This is a genomic window from Flavobacterium sp. 2755, assembly GCF_031455715.1.
In the GTDB taxonomy this organism is placed as follows: domain Bacteria; phylum Bacteroidota; class Bacteroidia; order Flavobacteriales; family Flavobacteriaceae; genus Flavobacterium.
Genome location: NZ_JAVDTG010000002.1, coordinates 169,819 through 190,665, shown reverse-complemented (window position 1 = coordinate 190,665; position 20,847 = coordinate 169,819). Strand labels below are relative to the sequence as shown.

The 20,847-nt window shown below is 36.2% G+C and carries 13 protein-coding genes; all 13 read right to left on the bottom strand.

The window, feature by feature from the left end; genetic code table 11:
• Positions 1-52: 52 nt before the first annotated feature.
• The 13 genes from J2Y38_RS04615 to J2Y38_RS04555 all read right to left on the bottom strand — a co-directional run bounded on the left by J2Y38_RS04615 (position 53) and on the right by J2Y38_RS04555 (position 20,757).
• Positions 53-775 carry a CPBP family intramembrane glutamic endopeptidase gene (locus J2Y38_RS04615; protein ID WP_309840013.1) on the bottom strand — a complete coding sequence of 241 codons (723 nt, stop codon included), beginning with the start codon at positions 773-775 and terminating at the stop codon, positions 53-55.
• Between the two features lie 167 nt (positions 776-942).
• Complete coding sequence (locus J2Y38_RS04610) at positions 943-2,127, bottom strand: aldose epimerase family protein (protein ID WP_309840011.1); 1,185 nt, start codon at positions 2,125-2,127, stop codon at positions 943-945.
• A gap of 114 nt (positions 2,128-2,241) precedes the next feature.
• Positions 2,242-3,750, bottom strand: coding sequence for an L-arabinose isomerase (gene araA, locus J2Y38_RS04605; protein ID WP_309840009.1), 1,509 nt, complete (start codon positions 3,748-3,750; stop codon positions 2,242-2,244).
• 84 nt (positions 3,751-3,834) lie between these two features.
• On the bottom strand, positions 3,835-4,536 hold the full coding sequence (locus J2Y38_RS04600; RefSeq protein ID WP_309840007.1) for an L-ribulose-5-phosphate 4-epimerase: 702 nt from the start codon (positions 4,534-4,536) through the stop codon (positions 3,835-3,837).
• On the bottom strand, positions 4,520-6,211 hold the full coding sequence (locus tag J2Y38_RS04595; RefSeq protein ID WP_309840006.1) for a ribulokinase: 1,692 nt from the start codon (positions 6,209-6,211) through the stop codon (positions 4,520-4,522). The genes J2Y38_RS04600 and J2Y38_RS04595 overlap by 17 nt, the downstream gene beginning before the upstream one ends.
• Before the next feature lie 167 nt (positions 6,212-6,378).
• Complete coding sequence (locus tag J2Y38_RS04590; RefSeq protein WP_309840004.1) at positions 6,379-8,361, bottom strand: alpha-L-arabinofuranosidase C-terminal domain-containing protein; 1,983 nt, start codon at positions 8,359-8,361, stop codon at positions 6,379-6,381.
• 187 nt (positions 8,362-8,548) lie between these two features.
• On the bottom strand, positions 8,549-10,534 hold the full coding sequence (locus J2Y38_RS04585; protein WP_309840002.1) for a glycoside hydrolase family 127 protein: 1,986 nt from the start codon (positions 10,532-10,534) through the stop codon (positions 8,549-8,551).
• 13 nt (positions 10,535-10,547) lie between these two features.
• The gene (locus J2Y38_RS04580; protein WP_309840000.1) at positions 10,548-11,528 is read right to left on the bottom strand and encodes an arabinan endo-1,5-alpha-L-arabinosidase; all 981 of its coding nucleotides are present in this window, start codon (positions 11,526-11,528) and stop codon (positions 10,548-10,550) included.
• A gap of 124 nt (positions 11,529-11,652) precedes the next feature.
• Positions 11,653-12,597, bottom strand: coding sequence for a glycoside hydrolase family 43 protein (locus J2Y38_RS04575; RefSeq protein WP_309839999.1), 945 nt, complete (start codon positions 12,595-12,597; stop codon positions 11,653-11,655).
• 180 nt (positions 12,598-12,777) lie between these two features.
• Positions 12,778-14,397, bottom strand: coding sequence for an arabinan endo-1,5-alpha-L-arabinosidase (locus tag J2Y38_RS04570; RefSeq protein WP_309839997.1), 1,620 nt, complete (start codon positions 14,395-14,397; stop codon positions 12,778-12,780).
• A 12-nt stretch (positions 14,398-14,409) separates the two neighbouring features.
• Positions 14,410-15,951, bottom strand: a complete 1,542-nt coding sequence (locus J2Y38_RS04565) for an alpha-L-arabinofuranosidase C-terminal domain-containing protein (protein ID WP_309839995.1) — start codon at positions 15,949-15,951, stop codon at positions 14,410-14,412.
• 159 nt (positions 15,952-16,110) lie between these two features.
• Positions 16,111-17,670, bottom strand: a complete 1,560-nt coding sequence (locus J2Y38_RS04560) for a RagB/SusD family nutrient uptake outer membrane protein (RefSeq protein ID WP_309839993.1) — start codon at positions 17,668-17,670, stop codon at positions 16,111-16,113.
• 30 nt (positions 17,671-17,700) lie between these two features.
• On the bottom strand, positions 17,701-20,757 hold the full coding sequence (locus tag J2Y38_RS04555; RefSeq protein ID WP_309839991.1) for a TonB-dependent receptor: 3,057 nt from the start codon (positions 20,755-20,757) through the stop codon (positions 17,701-17,703).
• Positions 20,758-20,847 lie beyond the last annotated feature (90 nt).

Genomic DNA, 20,847 nt, shown 5'->3' with positions numbered 1-20,847 from the left:
TTCCAAATTTAATTATTCGCTGTAAACTCAACTCCAATAGATTATAATTCTATTAAATCATTCTTAATACATTATTCAAAAAGTTTGTCAAATTATGAGATATTATTGGAAGCAGAATACTTCTGCTCTTAATTGTTATCCAGCCCCAAACATAACCATAGAGAGAGGATGCAAAAAATGGATAAAACTCAAATTCAAAATTATTTTTAAAATGAATTCCATGTACTAATCCAAATAAAAGGCTCACAATTAGAACACTTGGATTTCCTAAAGTCCATCTGCTAATTTTAATGTTATCATTTAAGCACGTTAATAATAATCCTAAAAGAATTGCCCGGAATATTATTTCTTCATCGAAACCCGGCATCGTCAATTGAAAAATGAGTGTTTCCCAGTCAAATTCTTTTGCAGTATCAAAATACGAAAAAAAAGAAATACAAACCATAATTAAAACAACTACTAAGGTTTTAAAAAAAGTTTTAGGGTACTGTCTAAATCTCAAAAAATCGAAAGGTTTCAATTTATCCCTTAATATCATGTATGTGAAAATTCCGAAAATGATTCCTGCCAACTTTCCGGTCCAATTCCATTTTCCTTTGATTAATTGAAGCTCAATAAATTCTTTTGGCAAATGAAGAATTATTTCATGTACAATAAAAACTACAGAAAAAAGTGCAATTATATTAATTTGAGATTTATCCTTTATAAAAAGAATAGTCAGTGGCAACACAAATAATAATGGTAAAATACTTTCGATTATAAAATTTATCTTCATTCTGTTTTAGAAAATTATAGCAGTTTATTCAATTAGAAAACTTATCAAAATCATCAAATGTAAAGAAAGAATTATAAATTCAATTGTGGTTTTTTTAATAAAAAACCTCGAAAGTTTATCACTTTCGAGGTTTCTTAGAGAATTAAACGAATAAACAAATTCTAAAACTATTTCTTCACTGAGAATTTAAAGGTAGTTTTAGTTTTGTATTTTTCTCCCGGGTTTAAAACCGTTGTTGGGAAATTTTTCTGGTTTGGAGAATCCGGATAATGTTCTGTTTCTAAACAAAGTCCAGTTCTGTGAGCGTATGTTTTTCCATCACGAGTTGGTAAAGTTCCATCAAGGAAATTTCCTGAGTAAAACTGAATTCCAGGTTCGTCTGTAGTCATTTCTAAAACTCTTCCGCTTGGTGCGTGATATACTTTTGCAATGATTGTTTTTCCTTTTTCAAGATTGTTCAATACCCAGCAATGATCGTAACCTTTTCCTCTTTCTAATTGTTCGTTTTTAACCTCGATGTCTTTTCCAATTAATTTTGGTTTTCTAAAATCGAAAGGCGTATTGGCAACATCTTCTAATTTTCCTGTTGGAATTAAAGTCGCATCTACCGGAACAATTTTATCAGCATTTAAAGTCAATTCGTGATCTAGAATTGTTTTCGAAAAATCTCCAGATAAATTGAAATAAGTGTGCTGTGTTAAATTCACAACCGTCTTTTTATCAGTTTCTGCTTCATACAAAACTTCTAATTCATTATTATTTGTCAATGTATACGTTACAAAAACTTTTAGGTTTCCGGGATAACCTTCTTCCATATCTTTACTTAAATAAGATAATTTTAAAGAAGCTGTTTCACCAGATTTAACCTCATCTGCTTTCCAGACAACATTAAAATATCCCTGCGGTCCACCGTGCAAAGCGTTTGGAGCATTGTTTATCGCTAATTGATACTCTTTACCGTCTAAAGTGAATTTTCCTTTCGCAATTCGGTTTCCGTATCTTCCAATTAAAGCTCCAAAAAATGGATTTTCTTTCTCATATTGTGCCAAAGAATTAAATCCGGTCACCACGTTTTCAGAAACTCCTTCTTTATTTGGCACTTTCAAATCTGTAATTCTTCCTCCAAAAGTGATGATATCGACTTCCATCCCATTTTGGTTTTTCAGTTTATAACTGTCTACTTTTTCTCCTTTAGCAGTTGTTCCGTAAGAAGATTTTTCGATTGTAACCTTAGCTTTTTGATCTGAAGAAACTGTAGTGTCATCCATTTTTTTATCGTTTTTGCATTGAACTGAAACTAAAGCCAAACTTAACAGGCCAATTCCAAAAAAACAACGTTTTAATACATTCATAAATGATATTTTTTGATTATTGTAAAAAGTGAAATGTGAGAAGTTTAAAAGTAACAAAAAAAACTTTAGTCCCGATAGCTATCAGGATAGCAACTCAGAATCTTAATACCTTAATTATAGTCCATGCTGAAACAAATGGAAATAAGCTTCATTAGCATTGATCTTATCTTTAAACTCTCTTACAGTAGTTTTTTCATCAATAACCAATAATTCAATTCCGGCGATATCGGCGAAATCTTCCATGTATTCTGTTGTTAATGACTGGCTGTAAACCGTGTGATGTGCTCCTCCTGCCAAAATCCAAGCTGTTGCTGCGATCTCAAGGTTTGGTTTACAATCCCATAAAACTCTTGCAACTGGTAATTTTGGTAATTCAGCCATTGGTTTAACTGCTTCAACTTCGTTTACAATTAAACGGAAACGAGTTCCCATATCAACTAAAGAAACATTGATTGCATCTCCGACAGGTGAATTAAATACCAAACGAGCTGGGTCTTCTTTTCCACCAATTCCTAACGGATGTACTTCGCAAGAAGGTTTTCCATCAGCAATAGAAGGACAAATTTCCAACATGTGTGATCCTAAAACATATGATTTTTGCGGTGTGAAATGATAGGTGTAATCTTCCATGAAAGAAGTTCCTCCTTCAAGCCCAATATTCATTACTTTTAAAGCCCTTACCATTGCCGCCGTTTTCCAGTCTCCTTCTCCTCCAAAACCGTAACCATCGGCCATTAATCTTTGCGTCGCAATTCCTGGTAATTGTTTCCAAACACCTAGGTTTTCAAACGTATCTGTAAAAGCGCCAAAACCTCCTTCTTCAAGGAAAGTTCTTAAACCTAATTCAATTTTTGCTGCTTCAACTAAAGAACTTCTTTGCATTCCGCCTTCTTTTAAAGAATCAGTTAAAGTATAAGATGCTTCGTAAACCGCTAATAAATCAGCTAGTTGTTTGTCAGTTACTTTTTCAATATGTTTCGTAACATCTGAAGAATCGTATCCATTTACCGAAACTCCAAAACGAATCTGAGCTTCTACTTTATCACCTTCTGTAACGGCAACTTCGCGCATATTGTCTCCAATACGAGCCACTTTTAAGTTTTGAAGTTCATCCCAACCAAGGACAACTCTTGACCAGATTCCTAATTGTTTTTGAACTCTTTGATCTTCCCAGTGTCCAACCACAACTTTACGTTTTTTACGTAATCTTGACATGATAAAACCAAATTCACGATCTCCGTGAGCGGATTGGTTCAGGTTCATGAAATCCATGTCGATAGATCCCCATGGAATTTCAGCATTATATTGTGTATGCAAATGGCATAATGGTTTTTTTAGGATATTTAATCCTCCAATCCACATTTTTGCCGGTGAAAAAGTATGCATCCAGGCAATAATTCCGATACAGTTTTTAGCCGAATTAGCAGCCAAACAAACATCTAAAATCTGCGAAGGAGATTTCACCACATCTTTATAAACCACTTTTACCGGAATACTAGACGAAGCGTCTAATCCTTTTGCAATAATCTGCGAATGTTCTGCTACTTTTCTTAATGTTTCTTCACCGTATAATTCCTGGCTTCCTACTACAAACCATACTTCTTTTTGAGATATATCAATCATGCTGTTTAATCGTTTATTTGTTGAACTGTTTAATCGTTTGCAGGTTCTAAAAATCTAAAATCTGCATTCTAAAATCTAAAATTATTATTGCCCGTAATACGAATCTTTTCCGTGTTTGCGGTTGTAATGTTTCTTAATTAATGAATCTTTCAATTTTGGAGCATTTGGATTTATTTGCAAAGTCAGGTAAGCCATTTCGGCAACTACTTCTAAAACTTTACTATTGTAAACCGCTTTTGCTGCATTTTTTCCCCACGCAAACGGGCCGTGATTTCCTATCAGGATCATTTCTACTTCTTCGTATGAAAGATTTTTTTCTTTGAAACAATCCAAAATCTGAATTCCGGTATTGTGTTCATAGTTTCCTTCAATAAGAGAATCTGCCATTGGCGGAGCACACGGAATATCAGCAGTCAAGTGATCAGCATGTGTTGTTCCGAAAATTGGAATATCTCTTTGCGACTGAGCCCAAGCCACAGAATATGTCGCGTGTGTATGCGCAACGCCGCCAATATTTGGCCAGTTTTTATATAAATAAGCATGCGTTTTAGTGTCTGATGACGGACGCATAGTTCCTTCAATAACATTATTGTCAAAATCAACAATTACAATATCTTCCGGCTTTAAATCTTCATACGGAACACCGCTTGGTTTAATGGCAAAAACACCATTTTTTCTGTCCACGGCACTCACATTTCCAAAAGTATATACCACCAAATTCAATGCATTTAACTGCATGTTGGCTTCGTAACATTCTTGTTTTAAATCTTTATAAAGAGAGCTCATGTTCCGATATTTTAAGGTTTGGATCTGCAAAAGCGCTTAATTGTTCGTATCCTAAAAGCAGTTTATGATAGGCTGCCACTTTATCTAATTGAGGGAAATATTCTCCGTCGAAATCGCTTCCTATTTTTTGACTTGCTTCGATTACGTTCGGATAAATTCCGGCTGCAACTGCTCCGTAAATTGCTGCTCCTAAAGCTGGTGTTTGGTCTGAAGCTGCAATTTTGATTGGCTTGTTTAAAACATTTGCCAAAGTCTGCATGATAAAAGGAGATTTACGGGCAACACCGCCAATTCCGATAACACTGTCAATTTTTACTCCTTCTTCTTCAAAACGATCTACAATTTTCTTCGCTCCAAAACAAATTGCGTTTACTAAAGCTTTAAAAATATGTGGTGCTTTCGTTCCTAAAGATAAATTTGAAATCGCGCTTTTTAGTTCCTGATTTGCATCTGGAGTTCTACGTCCGTTAATCCAGTCTAAAGCAATTGGAAGACTTTCTGAAACTGGAATTTTCTCTGCTTCTTTCGTTAATTCAACAATTAATTTATCGCTGAATTCTTCTCTTAATTGTTCTTTTTGAGCTTCATTTAAAACAGCTGAAGAACCTAATAAATGATCTGTAGGCCAAAGCAATAATTCTTTGTACCAAGCCAATAAATCTCCAAAAGCAGATTGTCCGGCTTCTAGACCAATAAAGCCTGGAATTACTGATCCATCAACTTGTCCGCAAATTCCGCGAACGGTTTTGGTTCCAACTTCATCATAAGAACCAACTAAAATATCGCAGGTTGAAGTTCCCATAACGCGAACTAAAGTATTCTCGCCAATCTTAGCTCCAACTGCACCAGAATGCGCATCGAAAGTTCCAACAGCTACAACTGTTTCTGTAGAAAGTCCTAAACGATCCGCCCATTCTTTGCTTAAATTTCCTGCTGATAAATCAGATGTATAGGTTTCATCATATAAATTTCCGCGAAGCTGTGCTAAATACGGATGTAATTTTTCTAAGAATTCAACCGGAGGAAGTCCGTTCCAGTCTGCGTGCCACATTGCTTTGTGACCTGCTGCGCAACGGCTTCTTTTGAATGTTTTTAAGTCTTTATTGTCAATTAATAAATACGTCATTAAATCGCAGTGCTCCATCCAGGTGTGCGCTGCGTTTCGAACGGCTTCATCTTCTCTGGCAATGTGAAGGATTTTTGCCCAAAACCACTCAGACGAATAAATTCCTCCAACATATTTTGTAACATCTTCTCCACCCCAGCTTACTGCCAGTTCGTTGATTTCGTTTGCTTCGTTTATAGACGTATGATCTTTCCATAAAACCATCATTGCATTTGGGTTTTCTTCAAAACCTTTTGTCAAAGCCAGCGGAGTTCCGTCTTTTGTAACCGGAACTGGAGAAGATCCTGTTGTGTCGATACAAATTCCGCGAACCAGTTTTGGATCAACTTTACTTTCTTTTATAACGGTTTGAATTGTGATTTCCAATCCTTCAATATGATCTAAAGGATGCTGACGAAATTGATTAATAGATGCGTCACAATATTGCTTGTTTTTCCATCTTTTGTAATGAGAAACATTAGATGCTAATTCCTGTCCATTTTCAGTATCGATAAGCACCGCACGAACAGAATCTGTTCCGTAGTCTAATCCTATTACGTAATTTTTCATTCGAAATTAATTTTAAATAATGACAAATATAATTATAAATAATTTATAAGTGTATTAAAAACACTTAATAAAATATAGCGTTTGAATTTTTACAAATAATGCATCAAAACAAGGGTTTAAGACCAAAACAAAAAATAAATGTTAGTGTTACATTTATTACATTGCGATTATTTCATCTTAATTTTCAAAACAGTAACTGAGTATGCCGGAAAATCATATTGAACTTTATTTCCAGACACTTTAAATTCGCTTTCTTTTGGGCTGATTTTAGTCAGATTTTCAAAAGAATTCTCATCATTTATTCCATCTCCTTTTAAAATTACCGCTGTTCCTTTTGCGTCTAATTTTGCTCCTTTTATATCAATTGAAATATTTTGAGACGCTGCCGATGTGTTTACAATTTTCAGAATTACTTCTTTAGAATTCACATCTTTTACTGCAGATGCAAACAAATCATTTTGGCCTGTAACTGCTTTTCCGTCTTTTGTAATGTTGATTAAGTCTGTTCCTTTATTATTAGAAAATAACTTTTGAACATAATAATTTGGCGTTCCGTACGATTGTAAATTATTAAACCAAATCATGTCCGGCGTCCATTGCCAGCCTTCAACGTGAGCTAATAAAGGCGCATAAGATGTTAATTGAACAACCTCAGCATTTCTCTCCATTCCGGTCATAAAAGCGGCTTCAGAAAATGCACATTCCCAATTATTTTTGTTATCCGGGCTTGCAATTGCTACACTTTGCGCTGCATATTCTCCAGCAAAAATCTTTGGCCCTTTTCGGTCATAATTATCGTAACGTGTTACGTTTTTTCTGAACCAAGCTGGATCTTTATAATAATGTTCGTCAACGATTTCGGCGTTCAATTTTTTAAGTTCTTTCATACCGTAATCATAAAAATCTCCGTCAGGAAAAGGTCCCGTTCCTGAAACAATGGTAATGTTTGGATATTTTGATTTGATGGCTTTTTGAAACACTTTGAAACGCTCAATATAATCTGGTCCCCATTGCTCATTTCCAACTCCAATGAATTTTAAGTTGAATGGTTTTAGATGTCCCATATCGGCTCTTACTTTTCCCCAAGCTGTTTCTGTTCCGCCATTTGCGAATTCGATTAAATCTAAAGCGTCCTGCACATACGGATCTAACTGATCCATCGGAACTAATTGTCCCGTATTAAACTGACAAGCCATTCCGCAGCTTAAAATGGGAAGCGGAGAAGCGCCAATATCCTCTGAAAGCTGAAAATATTCAAAGAACCCTAAACCAAAACTCTGGAAATAATCTGGTGCAGGTCTGTGGGCAAATTCCATATTCCAACGGTTTACTGCAGTTTCTCTTTCTTCAACTTTTCCTACTGATTTTTTCCATTGGTAACGCTCTGCCAGCGTTCTCCCTTCAACAATACAGCCTCCAGGGAAACGTAAAAATCCCGGTTTTAAATCGTATAATAATTGTACTAAATCTTTACGAAGTCCGTTTTTTCTTCCTGCCCAGGTATCTTCCGGAAACAATGAAATATTATCCAGATCAATTACTCCGTTTCCTTCAAAAGTGATTTTCAATTTAGCTTTAGCTTCCGTTGCATTTGATGTTAACTGAGCTGAATAATTCAACCAATCATTCGATGTCGGCACAATTGAAGTTTCTCCCAAAATTTTATTGTCTTTATCAATAAACTGAAATTTAATTTTCGAAATGTTTCCGGAAACTTTTGATGCTTTTAAAGTCAGATTGTATTTCAAATCTTTCTTGATCCCCATTCCTCTGAAGCCTTCGTTTACCAATTGATAACCATTTGCATCATTAATCGTAACTCTGCAATAATTGTGATTGGTTCCTTTTTGAGAATACTGAATTACAGTTGCGATTCCGGATTGTTGGTTTAGTTTATGACGGTCACTGTTTGGTTCGTTCCATCCCATCATTGGAAACAGGAATTCGAACGATCTGTTTTTGATCATTTCGGCGTATAAACCTCCATCGGCAGCAAAATTGATGTCTTCAAAAAATACTCCGTACATCGTTGGCTGAATTTTAGTAATCGATTTGGATGCGTCTACTTCAAAATTGTTTTTTTGCGCCGATGTGTAAATGCTCGTCAGCAAGGCTCCGCAAAGGGTAATTTTTGTAATAAGATTATTCATTCTATTTATTTTTTAATTATTTTTTGCCACAGATTAAAATGATTTAAATGATTTCATTTTAGCAGACTTTAAAAATCCTTTTAATCTGTGAAATCTGTGGCTATTATTTTTTATTTCTTATACGTCTGACGGATTGAAATCCGTCTCTACAATATGAATCGTTCCTTCGGAACTTTAATTCTTCATATTAATTCGCTTTGTAGTCTAGCCAAACTTTCATTTTTCCTATTCCTCGGTTTGACCATGAATAATATGGAATTGCTTTGAATTTTTCATTCTCGATAACATTTACACCTTGCAATAAATTGGCTTCTTTTTTTACTTTGAAAGTGTCTGATAACTCTACATTTATGTTGTCGAAATTGGTTTTGTTGTCGATTTCTTCTACGGCATAAACGATTGGTCCATATTCTAAAGAAACTTTGCTTTTATTGGTTTCTACTTTTGAATTAGTTTCTACTTCCTGAACTTCCATTGGGAAATTAAGATTGATTTTATCGCCTTTTTTCCAGTTTCTTGAGATTACGAAATAACCGTCTTGTTGCTGAATTGCTAATATTTCTCCATTCAGATTAATGGTTGCTTTTTGAGTTGAAGCTTTTTTATAAGAATATAAATCTCCCGGTAAAACTTCATTTCTTGCCCAGCCCGGAACTCTAAGTTTGATTGTGAATTGGCTTTCTTTTTTCGGGTTAACCGAAATAGCTATTTTTCCGTTCCAAGGATAAGATGTTTGCTGTGAAATCTGTAAATCGGTTTTTCCTAGTGTGAAATTTGCATTATTTGAAGCATATAAATTCACATATAAAACATCTTTTGATTTCGAATAAATAAGCCCCGGAATCGACGGAATAAAACGGATTAAATTTGTTGGGCAGCAAGAACAATCAAACCAAGCCTGACGCGTACAAGAACCTCTGTTTGATTTAAAAATGCCATCGGCTTCTAAGGCATTTGGATAGAAAAATTCTTTTCCGTCTAATGAAATTCCGGATATTAATCCATTGTACATAGTTCTTTCGATCACATCAAAATATTGTGATTTTCCGTATAAATTATGCAGTCGGTGATTCCAGTATACATCGCCAATTGCTGCGCAGGTTTCGTTGTATGCGGTTAAATTTGGTAATTCGTAATTGGCTCCAAAAGCTTCTCCATCGTGTCTTGAGCCAATTCCGCCTGTGATGTACATTTTTTTGTTCACCATGTTTTCCCATAAATTATTTACGGCATTGGTATAACCTTGATCTTTTGTCATGGCAGCAATATCAGTCATTCCTGCGTACATATAAACGGCTCTTACGGCGTGTCCAACCACCTCATTTTGCTGAATTACCGGAATATGATCCTGTGCATATTCTCCATATAATTTATGATTGTTTGGGTTTCCGCGATTGTCTAGAAAGTATTTTGCCAGTTTTAGATAATCTTCTTTTCCTGTAATTTGATATAATTTAATCAAACCTGTTTCTACAATTTGATGTCCCGGAACGCCTTTTACCTGACCTGGTTTATCACCGAAAGTTTTCACTAATAAATCAGCATTTTTGATGGCGATGTCAAGGAAATTTCGTTTTCCGGTTGCTTCATAATGTACCACGGCAGCTTCAATTAAATGACCTGCATTGTAGCATTCGTGGCTTATTTGCAGCGATTCCCAACGTTTTCCTTCAATAACAGGAACCCACGGTGCTGGCGGTTTTGCTGGATTTATGGTTCTCCATGTAGTTAAGTAACCGTCTTTTTCCTGACCAATTTTTACAATGGCAATTAAGGAATCGAGCACTTTTTCCAATTTCGGATTTGGAGCTGAAATTAAAGTGTTTGATGCACCTTCAATAATTTTATAAACATCAGTGTCGTCAAAAGGCATTTGCCCTCGAACTTCTCCTGTTTTTTGTTTTCCTGCGATTAAGAAATTTTCGAAACGGCCTTCTTCATTACATTTTTGAATGGCGTATGCAATCGTAACTTCCTGCACTCTTTTGATAATTGGCAGCCAGAATGAATCGGTCAATTTTACATTTTGAATATTAACGGGTTCAATTTCGTAACCCGCTTTTAAGGCCGAAGTTTTATTCGATTGCACGACATCGTTTTTGGTTTCTTTACAGGAAATCAAAACGAGGAGTGTGATTAAAATTGGTATTAAAGTGAAAGTATATTTTTTCATTCTATTGATTATTCTATTTTAAAATTGGCCATAAATCTGCGTCCCATTTCATTTCTTTTACTACTAATCTTGGCGTTCCGTTTGATTTCTTTTCGTAAGCATGGTAAAAAATATAATCTTTACCGTCAAATGTATAAGCGCTGTTGTGGCCTGCGCCAAAGTAATTTTCATCGCCCTGAACGACTAAACTTCCGCCGCCTTCCGTTAATAATTTTCCGTCTTTATCAATATAAGGTCCGGTTACATTTTTAGATCTTCCCACGACCACTTTATAAGTGCTTTTTTCTCCGCGACAGCATAAATCCCACGAAAGAAATTGATAATAATATCCATTTTTCTTAAAGATAAAAGGAGCTTCGAGTGCACCGTCTCCGGGATCAGAATCTGGTAATTCAAAAGTTCTTTTGCGTTTCGAAATCGTATGCCATTCCTGTGGCTGTACAATTGATTTTAAATCTGCATTTAGTTTTACCAGTTTTAATCCTTCCCAAAAAGAACCGAAAGCCAGCCATGGTGTATTGTTTTCATCAAGGATTAAATTCGGGTCAATGGCGTTCCACATATCGCGGTTTGGCTGTGACTGAATGACAATTCCCTTATCGACCCATTTGTAGTTTTTGTCTTTTGGATCTAATGTTGTGTTGGTCGCAACGCCAATCGCCGAAGTATTTTTGGCGAAAGCCGAAACCGAATAATACAGATAATAAGTATTATTGTGAAATGAAATATCCGGCGCCCAAATATGGTTTTTAAAATCGGCTGCGACGCCGTCTGCCCAAACTGGTTTTTCTTTGAAAACTTGTGGTTCTGGATTCCAGTTTTTTAAATCTTTGGAACTAAAAACACTGATTCCTTTTCCGGTACAGAACAAATAATACGTGTCTTTTTGTTTGATAACAACGGGATCGTGTACTACAATTTCCTGTGCATGCGAGATTAAACCAATCCAGAAAATTAGAACAGAAAGTGTATATTTTATGTTTTTGTAAACCATATAAGTTATATAAGTTAATTTAAGTTTGGTTTTATCTGAATGTTTTTTAGGTCATATAAGCTGTGACTGAAAACTGTGACTGCGACTGCGACTGATCACTAAAAACCTGAATACTGAACACTAATCATTGAATTCCCTCAGATGTCATAACTACTCTTTTCATTGTTCCGTCTTTGTTATAATATAATTTATCGACACAGACTGATCTTCTAAAACTTCCTCCGTCGGGAATGGATGCTCCGTTGTGATAAATGAAATAGGGTTGTCCTTTAAACTCAATTATCGATTGATGATTGGTGTTGCTGTTTCCTGCGATTTCATTTAAAATTCCTTTAAATTCCCATGGGCCGTTAATCGATTTGCTCATGGCGTAGGCAATTTTCTCCGGAAACTCATAGGCGTATGATAGATAATACCAGTTTTTATGTTTGTGAATCCATGGTGCTTCTGTAAAATTTGGTAGTTTTATATGATGAATTTCACCGTCTATTTCAGTCATGTTTTCTTTTAATTTGGCGTAATGACAGGCGGTATTTCCCCAAAACAAATACGCTTGTCCGTCAGTATCAATATAAACTGTCGGGTCGATATCGTCCCAGCTTATATTTGAAAATTTGGTCATATCGTTTGTAACTAGAGCTTTTCCCAATGCATCTTTAAAAGGTCCTGTCGGACTTTCTGAAACGGCAACTCCAATTGATTTTCCGGGTACAGAACCGTGTTCCACTGTTACATACCAATAAAATTTTCCATTTCTTTCAATTACCTGCGAAGCCCATGCATCGCTTTTTGCCCATTTAAAATCGGTTACTTTTAAAGGCACGGGATGCGATTCCCAGGTTTTCATATCTGATGAAGAATATACCAGCCATTCATTCATTTTATAAAAGTGAAAATCGTTTGGTGCTTCGTCATGACCGGCGTATAAATATACTTTGTCTTTATAAACCAATGCTGCGGGATCTCCGGTGTATTTATCTTTAATAATGGGATTGTTTGTCTTTATCGATTGAGCAGTTCCTGCAATCGATAAAAGCAAAATGGATAGGCTTGTAAATAGGTTTTTCATTATTATTATTTTTTTGCAACAGATTAAATGGATTAAAATGATTTCTTTTTAATCTTTGTCTTTATTTTTTTGCCGCGAATTGTACCAATTTTCTCGAATTTAATTTGTGTAATTCGTGACTTATTTTTTATCACACAGATTTTTTAATCCTTTTAATCTGTGAAATCTGTGGCATTATCTTTAATTTATTTTCTTTCCCCAAACTGCTAATCCTGCGCTGTTTATTCCGGTGTAACTTAACGTCACTTTTCTTGTTGCTGATTCCCAATCCCAAGCATCAATTACGTTGCATTTAACTCCGTTTATGGTTGCAATTTTTTTAGTCGCGTCATACGACCATGTTCCGGTTATATCACCGCTTACTTTTTTATCAGCAGTTAAATAAATCGTAACTGATTTTTGCATGGTTTTATATTGGTAATTCATGGTAATTTGCTCCCAGGTTCCCACTAAACTTGCGTCGGCAATTGTAGTTGTTGGAACTCCTGCGTAGCGTTCCGGTTCTACAACAGGCCAGCCGTCTTCTGTCCATTGAATGCCGTGAACATGTCCCATCATTACAGCGTTTGAAACGTTAATTCCGGCAACACCTTCGGGCAGACGCGCCTGTGACGCGTAATACCATTGTTTGGTTGTAGGATTTTGAAAAACAGCACAATGCGAAAATCCAACCCAGCCTGTATGATTTTTAAATTGATACGGATGTGTTACCATCGGATAACATTCTGCTCCATTGGTAATACTGATTCCGGTATTGGTTACATAAGGACCTAAAATGTTTTTTGAGCGTGCTACACGAGTATTGTAAGCAACAGATAATTCATCATAAGCCAAAAATAAATAATAGAATTGTGTATCTGGATTGTAGATAATTTCAGGGCCTTCGAGTGCCTGCCAGCGGTTTGTATTTACATTTCCGCGTCCTGCGATTCTTGTTCCGTAATCGTCGATTGTTTTTAGTTTGTCTGGTTTTCCTGTTGTTGGGTTTAATTTTAAAGCAGCAATTCCGGAATGCCATGAACCGTAGATTAAATATTGATCGCCTTCTGGAGTTTCGATAAAACTTGGATCAATGGCGTTGAATTTAAAATAAGCGTCCCAATCGTTTCCTCCGTTTCGAACGTAACTTTTTACGCCGTCGGGTTCTGAGCAGACTACCATTCCTTTATCTGTCCAATTGTTTGAGGCTAGATCATTCGTTTCTGCCAAACCAATAAAAGCACGTTCTGTCCAGGAAGTATTTGTATCTGTTCCTGTGATTGGATTGGTTACTACAATGCTGTAATACATTCTGTAAATGTTTCCGACTTTGCGAACGCACGGTGCCCAATATCCATAATTTGGGTTTTCTATTGGAGGAAGTGCGGGAGACATTCTCGCTCTTTTATTATTTAAAGAATCTTTTACCCAAGCCGGAGCCTGAGTCATTGATGATCCCATGAATTCCCAATTGATTAAATCTTTTGATCTTCTGTAGAAAAAATGTCCGTTTCCGTCATGAGCATTTCCATAAGAAGCATCGGTTTGGTACATATAATAATACTCTCCCGATTTTTCTACTGAGGGATCGTGTACGTTGGCTAAATTCCATTGTGTTCTGTTTCCCCAGCTTGATATTGCCGTATAATTATCTGCATAAGTCGGCCCGGGAAAAGCTGGCGTAACTACAGGCGGATCTACGACTACGGGCGGAGTAGGAGTTTCTAACGCCGGATCATCTTTGGAACAGCCGGATAAAACAGCTATCACCAAAAACCCGATGAAAGGAACTATTTTTAAAATGGAATTTAATTTTTTCATCTTTTTTATCTTTTATTTTCCTTCTAAAACAATTACTGAGAAAGGAGGAATAGTAATTTCAAGTTTTCCTTTTTTGTTTTCAAAACCTTTAAAAACTGTTGGTACAATTTTGTTTGGTGTATCGAATGAATTGTAATCCTGCAATTTTGCTGATGTTAAAACTGTTGCTGTAAAGTTTTTAACGCCAAGATCATTGGTGTCGATTTCTATTTTGTTTTTATTTTTAGCATCAACATTGACTACTGAAATATGAACGGCTCCGTTTTTATCTTTTGATGCTGAAACAGATACCGCAGGAAGTGTTTCTCCTTTAACGGTATACAAAGGCGACTGAAAACTGATTGGCAGTAATTTTGCATCCTGATGAACGCTGTACATTTTCATTACATGATAGGTTGGCGTTACAATCATTTTAGCTTTATCGGTAAGAATTACGGCTTGTAAAACATTTACGCATTGTGCCAAATTTGCCATACGAACTCTGTTAGCGTGGTTATTGAAAATATTTAAAGTTGCTCCGGCTAAAACGGCATCACGCATAGTATTTTGCTGATATAAAAATCCCGGATTTGTTCCTTTTTCTACTTCGTACCAGCCTCCCCATTCGTCTACAACCATTGCTACTTTTTTCTCCGGATCGTATTTGTCCATTACGACAGCATGTTTGGTTACCAGTTCTTCCATTTTTAAGGCAGACTGCATAGTTTTGAAATATTCTTCTTCAGAAAAATTTACGCCGTCTCCTTTTTTACCCCAGTCAATTACGGCATAATGGTGAACGCCAACTCCGCCTAACATATTTAGCGGAATATTTTTCATTAAAACTTCTGTCCAGTTGTAGTCGCTGCTATTTGCTCCAGATGCGATGCGTGTGATCCCGCCAGAATTATTCCAGTCAGACATAAAAGTGGTGAATTTGCGGTATTCTCCAGCATAATAATCTGCAGTCATATTTCCGCCGCAGCCCCAAGCTTCGTTTCCAATTCCCCAGAATTTTACTTTCCAAGGTTCTGTTCTTCCGTTTTTTACACGCAAATCACTCATCGGACTTTTACCTCCAAAATTGGTATACTGAACCCAGTCTGATAATTCCTGAACGGTTCCGCTGCCTACGTTTCCTGATAAATACGGTTCTGCTCCCAATACTTCACAAAGGTTTAAAAAGTCGTGTGTTCCAAAGCTGTTATCTTCGGTTACACCACCCCACCATTGATTTACAATTGTAGGTCTTTGTTCTTTTGGTCCAATTCCGTCTTTCCAATGATACGTATCGGCAAAACATCCTCCAGGCCATCTTAAATTTGGAATTTTTAGATCTTTTAAAGCAGTGATAATATCATTTCTAACTCCTTTTGTGTTAGGTATTTTTGAAGTATCTCCCACAAAAAAACCTCCGTAAATACAGCGTCCTAAATGTTCTGCAAAATGCCCGTAGATATTTTTGTTGATTGTTGGCGCATCTGCGTTGTTTTTTATAGTAACAACTGTGCTTTGGGAGAATCCTGCCTGATTACAAAAGGCGATAAGAAATGTAATTAAAAGTGCTTTTTTCATAGGTTTTTAATGTTGCAATATCATGTGAAGGTTTTGAGGTCTTCACATGATATTAAGTATTCTAACTAACTCAAAATTTATTTTTAGTCTCGGTTTGCAGTCGCAGTTTTCAGTTTACAGTCCCAGTCTCACTGAAAACTGCGACTGAAAACTCAAAACTCAATAACTGTCATTCTGTTTTGTTCCCGGATTATTATCCATTTCTAACTGCGGAATTGGGAAATATTCACGTCCTGCTGTATACGAATTAAACTCGGCGTCTCTTGTTTTCAGCCATGCTAATTTTGTTTGATTTTGAAGCCATCCCCAGCGGCGTATATCATCAAAACGGTGGCCTTCCAGAGGAAATTCTAAAAATCTTTCGTGACCAATTTGTTCTCTCATCTGGTCTTGGTTCATTCCCGGTTTTGTAACTGATAAATCCGGCAGGTTCACTCGGTTTCTAACCATTTGAATGTACGTGTATGCTCCCGGTGTATCGCCTGTTTCATTTAAAGTTTCGGCATACATTAAAAGAATATCGGCGTATCTTAATAATCGTTCATTAATTCCAGAACGCCAGTCGTATTCGTCTGCAAATTCACCATCAGAATTTTGATATTTTCTACAGAACAAATCGTTTAAATCTCCGGGACTTGAAGCATAAAAAGCGGCGAAATCTCTTCCGTATAATTTTGTTCCGGGTTTATTGTAAAATATCGTGGCATCTAAACGCGGATCAACGTCTCCTGTTTTTGTTTTTTCTTCCTGAAATTCATTAAATAATGCCCATGTTGGCTGCACATCTGTCCATCCAAAAGCTCTTGGTGCATACGTAATCGCACGAGCAGATGTTTTCCCCCAGCCAGATGCAGGTGCACCGCCCCAGCCTAAATCAACACCGCCGGCATCTCTGCTAAATTGTACTTCAAACAGGGATTCTGAATTGTTTTCGTTTGCTGTTGTAAAATTATCTCGATAATTTGAAACTAAAGAATACACTCCTAAATCAATAACTTGTTTAAAAGTCGTTCTGGCATTTGTAAAATCTTTAGTAAATAAATACGCTTTTCCTAAATATCCTAAAGCTGCCCCTTTTGTAGCGCGTCCTTTTTGACCTGCATCCGGACCTGTAACTCCAACGTAAGAATTAGGCAGTAATTCGGCTGCTGTTTTAAAATCGGCAATAACCTGAGCCCAGCCTTCTTCATTTGATCTTTGCGGATGATATACCTCAACGTCTAATGGAATTGGTACATTTTTAAACATATTTACGGCGTGAAATAAATACAATCCTCTTAAAAAATAAGCTTGTCCTAAAATTCTGTTTTTAAGTGCTTCGTTTTCAAATTGAATATCGGGAACATTTGTCAAAACCTGATTCGCACGATAAATACCTTGATAATAAGTTTCAAAAGCCCATCCGTAAATAGCTGCATCGGCTACATTGGAGTTAAAATGTCCAACATTATACATCGACGGCCAAGGGCTGTTTGTGCGAGAATCATCGGCTTTGGCATCTAATAATAATGGTGTACTTCTCATGTACGTACCATCTGTTAATAAACTTCCGTAAACGGCGTTAATTCCTTCAAGAGCATCCTGATCTGTTTTCCAAAAAGAATCTACTGCATCATTATTTGGGTCGAGTTGGGTTAAATCTTCATCATCAACACAGCTTGTTGTTACAACAGCCAGTGAAAAGAAAACCGCTATATAGTTAAATATTTTATATTTCATTTTAATACGTTTTTAGTTGGTTAGGCTAGTTTAAAAATTTACTTCAACACCCAAAGAAATAGTTCTTGGATTTGGAAAAGATCCTGCATCATATCCTCTTGAAAGTAGTCCGTCACTATTAAAATCAGGATCGTAACCCTTGTATTTTGTGATCGTTAATAAGTTCTGCCCATTGATGTAAACCTTAGCACTTTGAATAAATTTATCTTTTAACGGAATGTTATATCCTAATTCCATTGTTTGCAGTCTTACATAATCCCCGCTTTCAATAAATCTGTTTGAGTCTCTTGAATTTCCGTTAGGATCGCCAATAACCGGAGCCGGAACGTTCGTATTTGTATTGGTTGGCGTCCAATAATTTAATTCATCTGTATGATGGTTTGTATATTGTCCAATCATCAAATTACGGTACATGGCATTGAAAATTTTATTTCCGCCGCTTCCCTGCCAGAACATCGAGAAATCAAAATTGGCATAAGAAGCACTAAAATTCACTCCGAAACCATATTTAGGAATTGTTACACCCTGAAAAGTTCTATCGGCATCTGTAATGGCGCCGTCGCCGTTTACATCTCTAAATTTAATATCTCCGGGAGCTGCACCCGTTTGTGTTGGAGAAGCCGCAACCTCAGCTGCATTTTGGAAAATTCCAATTGCTTCCCATGCAAAAAGTTCACCCACAGATCTTCCTACTTCTGTTTTTGAAACTGCTCCGTAAAGCGGATTTGAATTCACTCCAATTTTGGTAACTTCATTCTTCAGCGTTCCAAAATTAGCCGAGATATCATATTTAAATTTATTATGATGATTGCTGTATGATGCTGTAAATTCTAAACCATGATTTTTCATGTCTCCTGCATTCGTAAAAATACTTGCTGGAAAAGCTCCCGTAGAAAACGGCAGAGGCACCGTTACTAAGATATCTGTAACTTTTTTAGAAAAATACTCCGCTGTAAATTGTAAATCGTTATTAAAAAAACCAAGTTCTAAGGCAATGTTATTGCTGCTTGTTTTCTCCCATTTTACATTTGGGTCAAGAGAACTTACTACGGTTGTACCCGGTGCCAGTTCGTTGTTGAAATCGTATCCGGCGAAACTGTTTACTGTTGAAGCAAAAAAGTATTGCGGAATCGTGTTATTACCCAATGTACCATAACCACCGCGAAGTTTAATATTGCTGATCCATTTTGGTAAGGTTATGAATTTTTCATTGCTGATTTTCCATCCTCCTGAAAAAGAATAAAAATTAGCCGAATTATTGATCTCACTAAAAAGAGAGGTTTTATCTTGTCTAAAATTGGCCTGCAGCAAATATCTGTCATCATAAGAATAATTTAATCTGCTGATATACGATATTCCGGTTATGGTAAACTTGTATTCTCCTGCATCTCTGGAATCTGCGTACTGCATCATGCTGATTTCGCCCGGTTTAAAACCTACTCCTCTTGACCAGTGATTGTAATTTTCTCTTCTTTCCTGAATCCATCCTGCAAGAGCATCTATTTTGTGTTTACCAAGCGTAACTTCATAAGTCAATAAATTATTCAGGAACGTTCTTAATTCATTTCCGTTAGAAATATCTAAAGATGCTTCGTCATTTGTGGTGATATAATACCATCCTAAATCACTTGGCGGAATAAATTTTCTGCTTTGCCAGTCTGTTCGGTCGTAACTTACATCTAATTTATATTTTAGACCTTTTACGATTTCAATTTCTCCCCAAACATCGCCAAGGAAACGGTTTCTTTTTCCATTGTTTTCAATTAGATTGTTATACCCAATTGGGTTCATTGAAATCGCTCTTTGCGTTAAATTATCTGTTCCGCCGTACCCGCCCAATCGGTTAGAATCATAAACCGGCATTGTTGGAACTGCACCCAGAATATCGCTGATAACCGTTTGCCCCGCATTGTATTCATTAAAAATTTCTTTATCAGATTGTGTGTAGCTTATTTTTACACCGTATTTGAATTTTCCTTTTTTACCATTTAAATTCAAATTGGTAGACAATCTCTCATAATCCTGAGGCGTTTTAATATAACTCGTGTTTTTAAAATAATCGACATTAAAACTATAGGCTATATTTTCTGCACCTCCGTTAAGTGTAAGCGCTTGATTTTGTATAACTCCCGTTTGTAAAGCTTCTTTTTGCCAGTCTGTATTTACATTTGTAATATAAGATGGACTGTTTGGGTCATTTCCCGGTGCAATACTTATTGGAACACCCGCTCTAATATCTCTGTTTCTTTCGGCTTCACTGGTAATTTTTTGATAACCTTCACGATCTGTAACATCCCATTTTTTAGCTACATTCTGAAGTCCTACAATCGATTTGAATTTAACGTCCATTCGGCCCGCTTTACCTTTTTTTGTTGTAATAATTACGACTCCATTTGCACCGCGAACACCATAAATTGCTGCCGAAGAAGCGTCTTTTAAAACCTGCATAGATTCTATTTCTCCCGGAGCAAAATCATACGGAGCGTCTACCATAATCCCGTCAATTACAAAAAGCGGATTATTATTGGTAAAGGAAGTTATCCCTCTAATTTTAATATTGACAAAACCTCCTGGCTCACCTGATGATTGTACGGTTACGCCCGGAACTTGTCCCTGCAGCATTTTAGCCGCATCATAAGTAACTGTTTTTTTTGCCGACTCTAAATTTACAACACTTACAGAACCGGTTAAGTCTGATTTCTTTTGAGTTCCGTAACCAATAACCACGACTTCGTTTAATTTGTTTGTGTCTTCGTTTAAGGCTACGTCTATTTTTAATTGATTTGCTACCGGGATTTCACGAATTTGAAATCCTATAAATGAATAAACTAAAACATCTGTCGAAGATGCCTTAATCGTATACTCTCCGTCAAATCCAGTTGTAACAACTGTTTTGGTTCCTTTTATCATGATGTTAACTCCCGGCAAAGGCAGATTGTCTTGTGCCGAAGTAACAACTCCGCTAATCGTTTTGCCTTGAGCCGACATTTGATTAACAGAAAAAATTAGCATGCAAATTGCTAAAATCCAGTCTTTTTTTGGCAATAAAAAATTGCAGTAAAAAATTAATTGTTGGTTTGTTATCATACTGGTTTGTTTAAGGTTGGTTTTGTGGTTAGTTAATAAGTGTTAATCTTACATTTGTAAATTTAAATAAAAAAAATGCGCAAAAACAAA

What these genes read in the sequence shown, in the direction of transcription:
- J2Y38_RS04585 (WP_309840002.1), bottom strand. Translation starts at nt 10,534, where the DNA reads ATGAAAAAATATACTTTCACTTTAATACCAATTTTAATCACACTCCTC.
- J2Y38_RS04610 (WP_309840011.1), bottom strand. Translation starts at nt 2,127, where the DNA reads ATGAATGTATTAAAACGTTGTTTTTTTGGAATTGGCCTGTTAAGTTTG.
- J2Y38_RS04600 (WP_309840007.1), bottom strand. Translation starts at nt 4,536, where the DNA reads ATGAGCTCTCTTTATAAAGATTTAAAACAAGAATGTTACGAAGCCAAC.
- J2Y38_RS04555 (WP_309839991.1), bottom strand. Translation starts at nt 20,757, where the DNA reads ATGATAACAAACCAACAATTAATTTTTTACTGCAATTTTTTATTGCCA.
- J2Y38_RS04580 (WP_309840000.1), bottom strand. Translation starts at nt 11,528, where the DNA reads ATGGTTTACAAAAACATAAAATATACACTTTCTGTTCTAATTTTCTGG.
- J2Y38_RS04590 (WP_309840004.1), bottom strand. Translation starts at nt 8,361, where the DNA reads ATGAATAATCTTATTACAAAAATTACCCTTTGCGGAGCCTTGCTGACG.
- J2Y38_RS04595 (WP_309840006.1), bottom strand. Translation starts at nt 6,211, where the DNA reads ATGAAAAATTACGTAATAGGATTAGACTACGGAACAGATTCTGTTCGT.
- J2Y38_RS04565 (WP_309839995.1), bottom strand. Translation starts at nt 15,951, where the DNA reads ATGAAAAAAGCACTTTTAATTACATTTCTTATCGCCTTTTGTAATCAG.
- J2Y38_RS04560 (WP_309839993.1), bottom strand. Translation starts at nt 17,670, where the DNA reads ATGAAATATAAAATATTTAACTATATAGCGGTTTTCTTTTCACTGGCT.
- J2Y38_RS04615 (WP_309840013.1), bottom strand. Translation starts at nt 775, where the DNA reads ATGAAGATAAATTTTATAATCGAAAGTATTTTACCATTATTATTTGTG.
- J2Y38_RS04570 (WP_309839997.1), bottom strand. Translation starts at nt 14,397, where the DNA reads ATGAAAAAATTAAATTCCATTTTAAAAATAGTTCCTTTCATCGGGTTT.
- araA (WP_309840009.1), bottom strand. Translation starts at nt 3,750, where the DNA reads ATGATTGATATATCTCAAAAAGAAGTATGGTTTGTAGTAGGAAGCCAG.
- J2Y38_RS04575 (WP_309839999.1), bottom strand. Translation starts at nt 12,597, where the DNA reads ATGAAAAACCTATTTACAAGCCTATCCATTTTGCTTTTATCGATTGCA.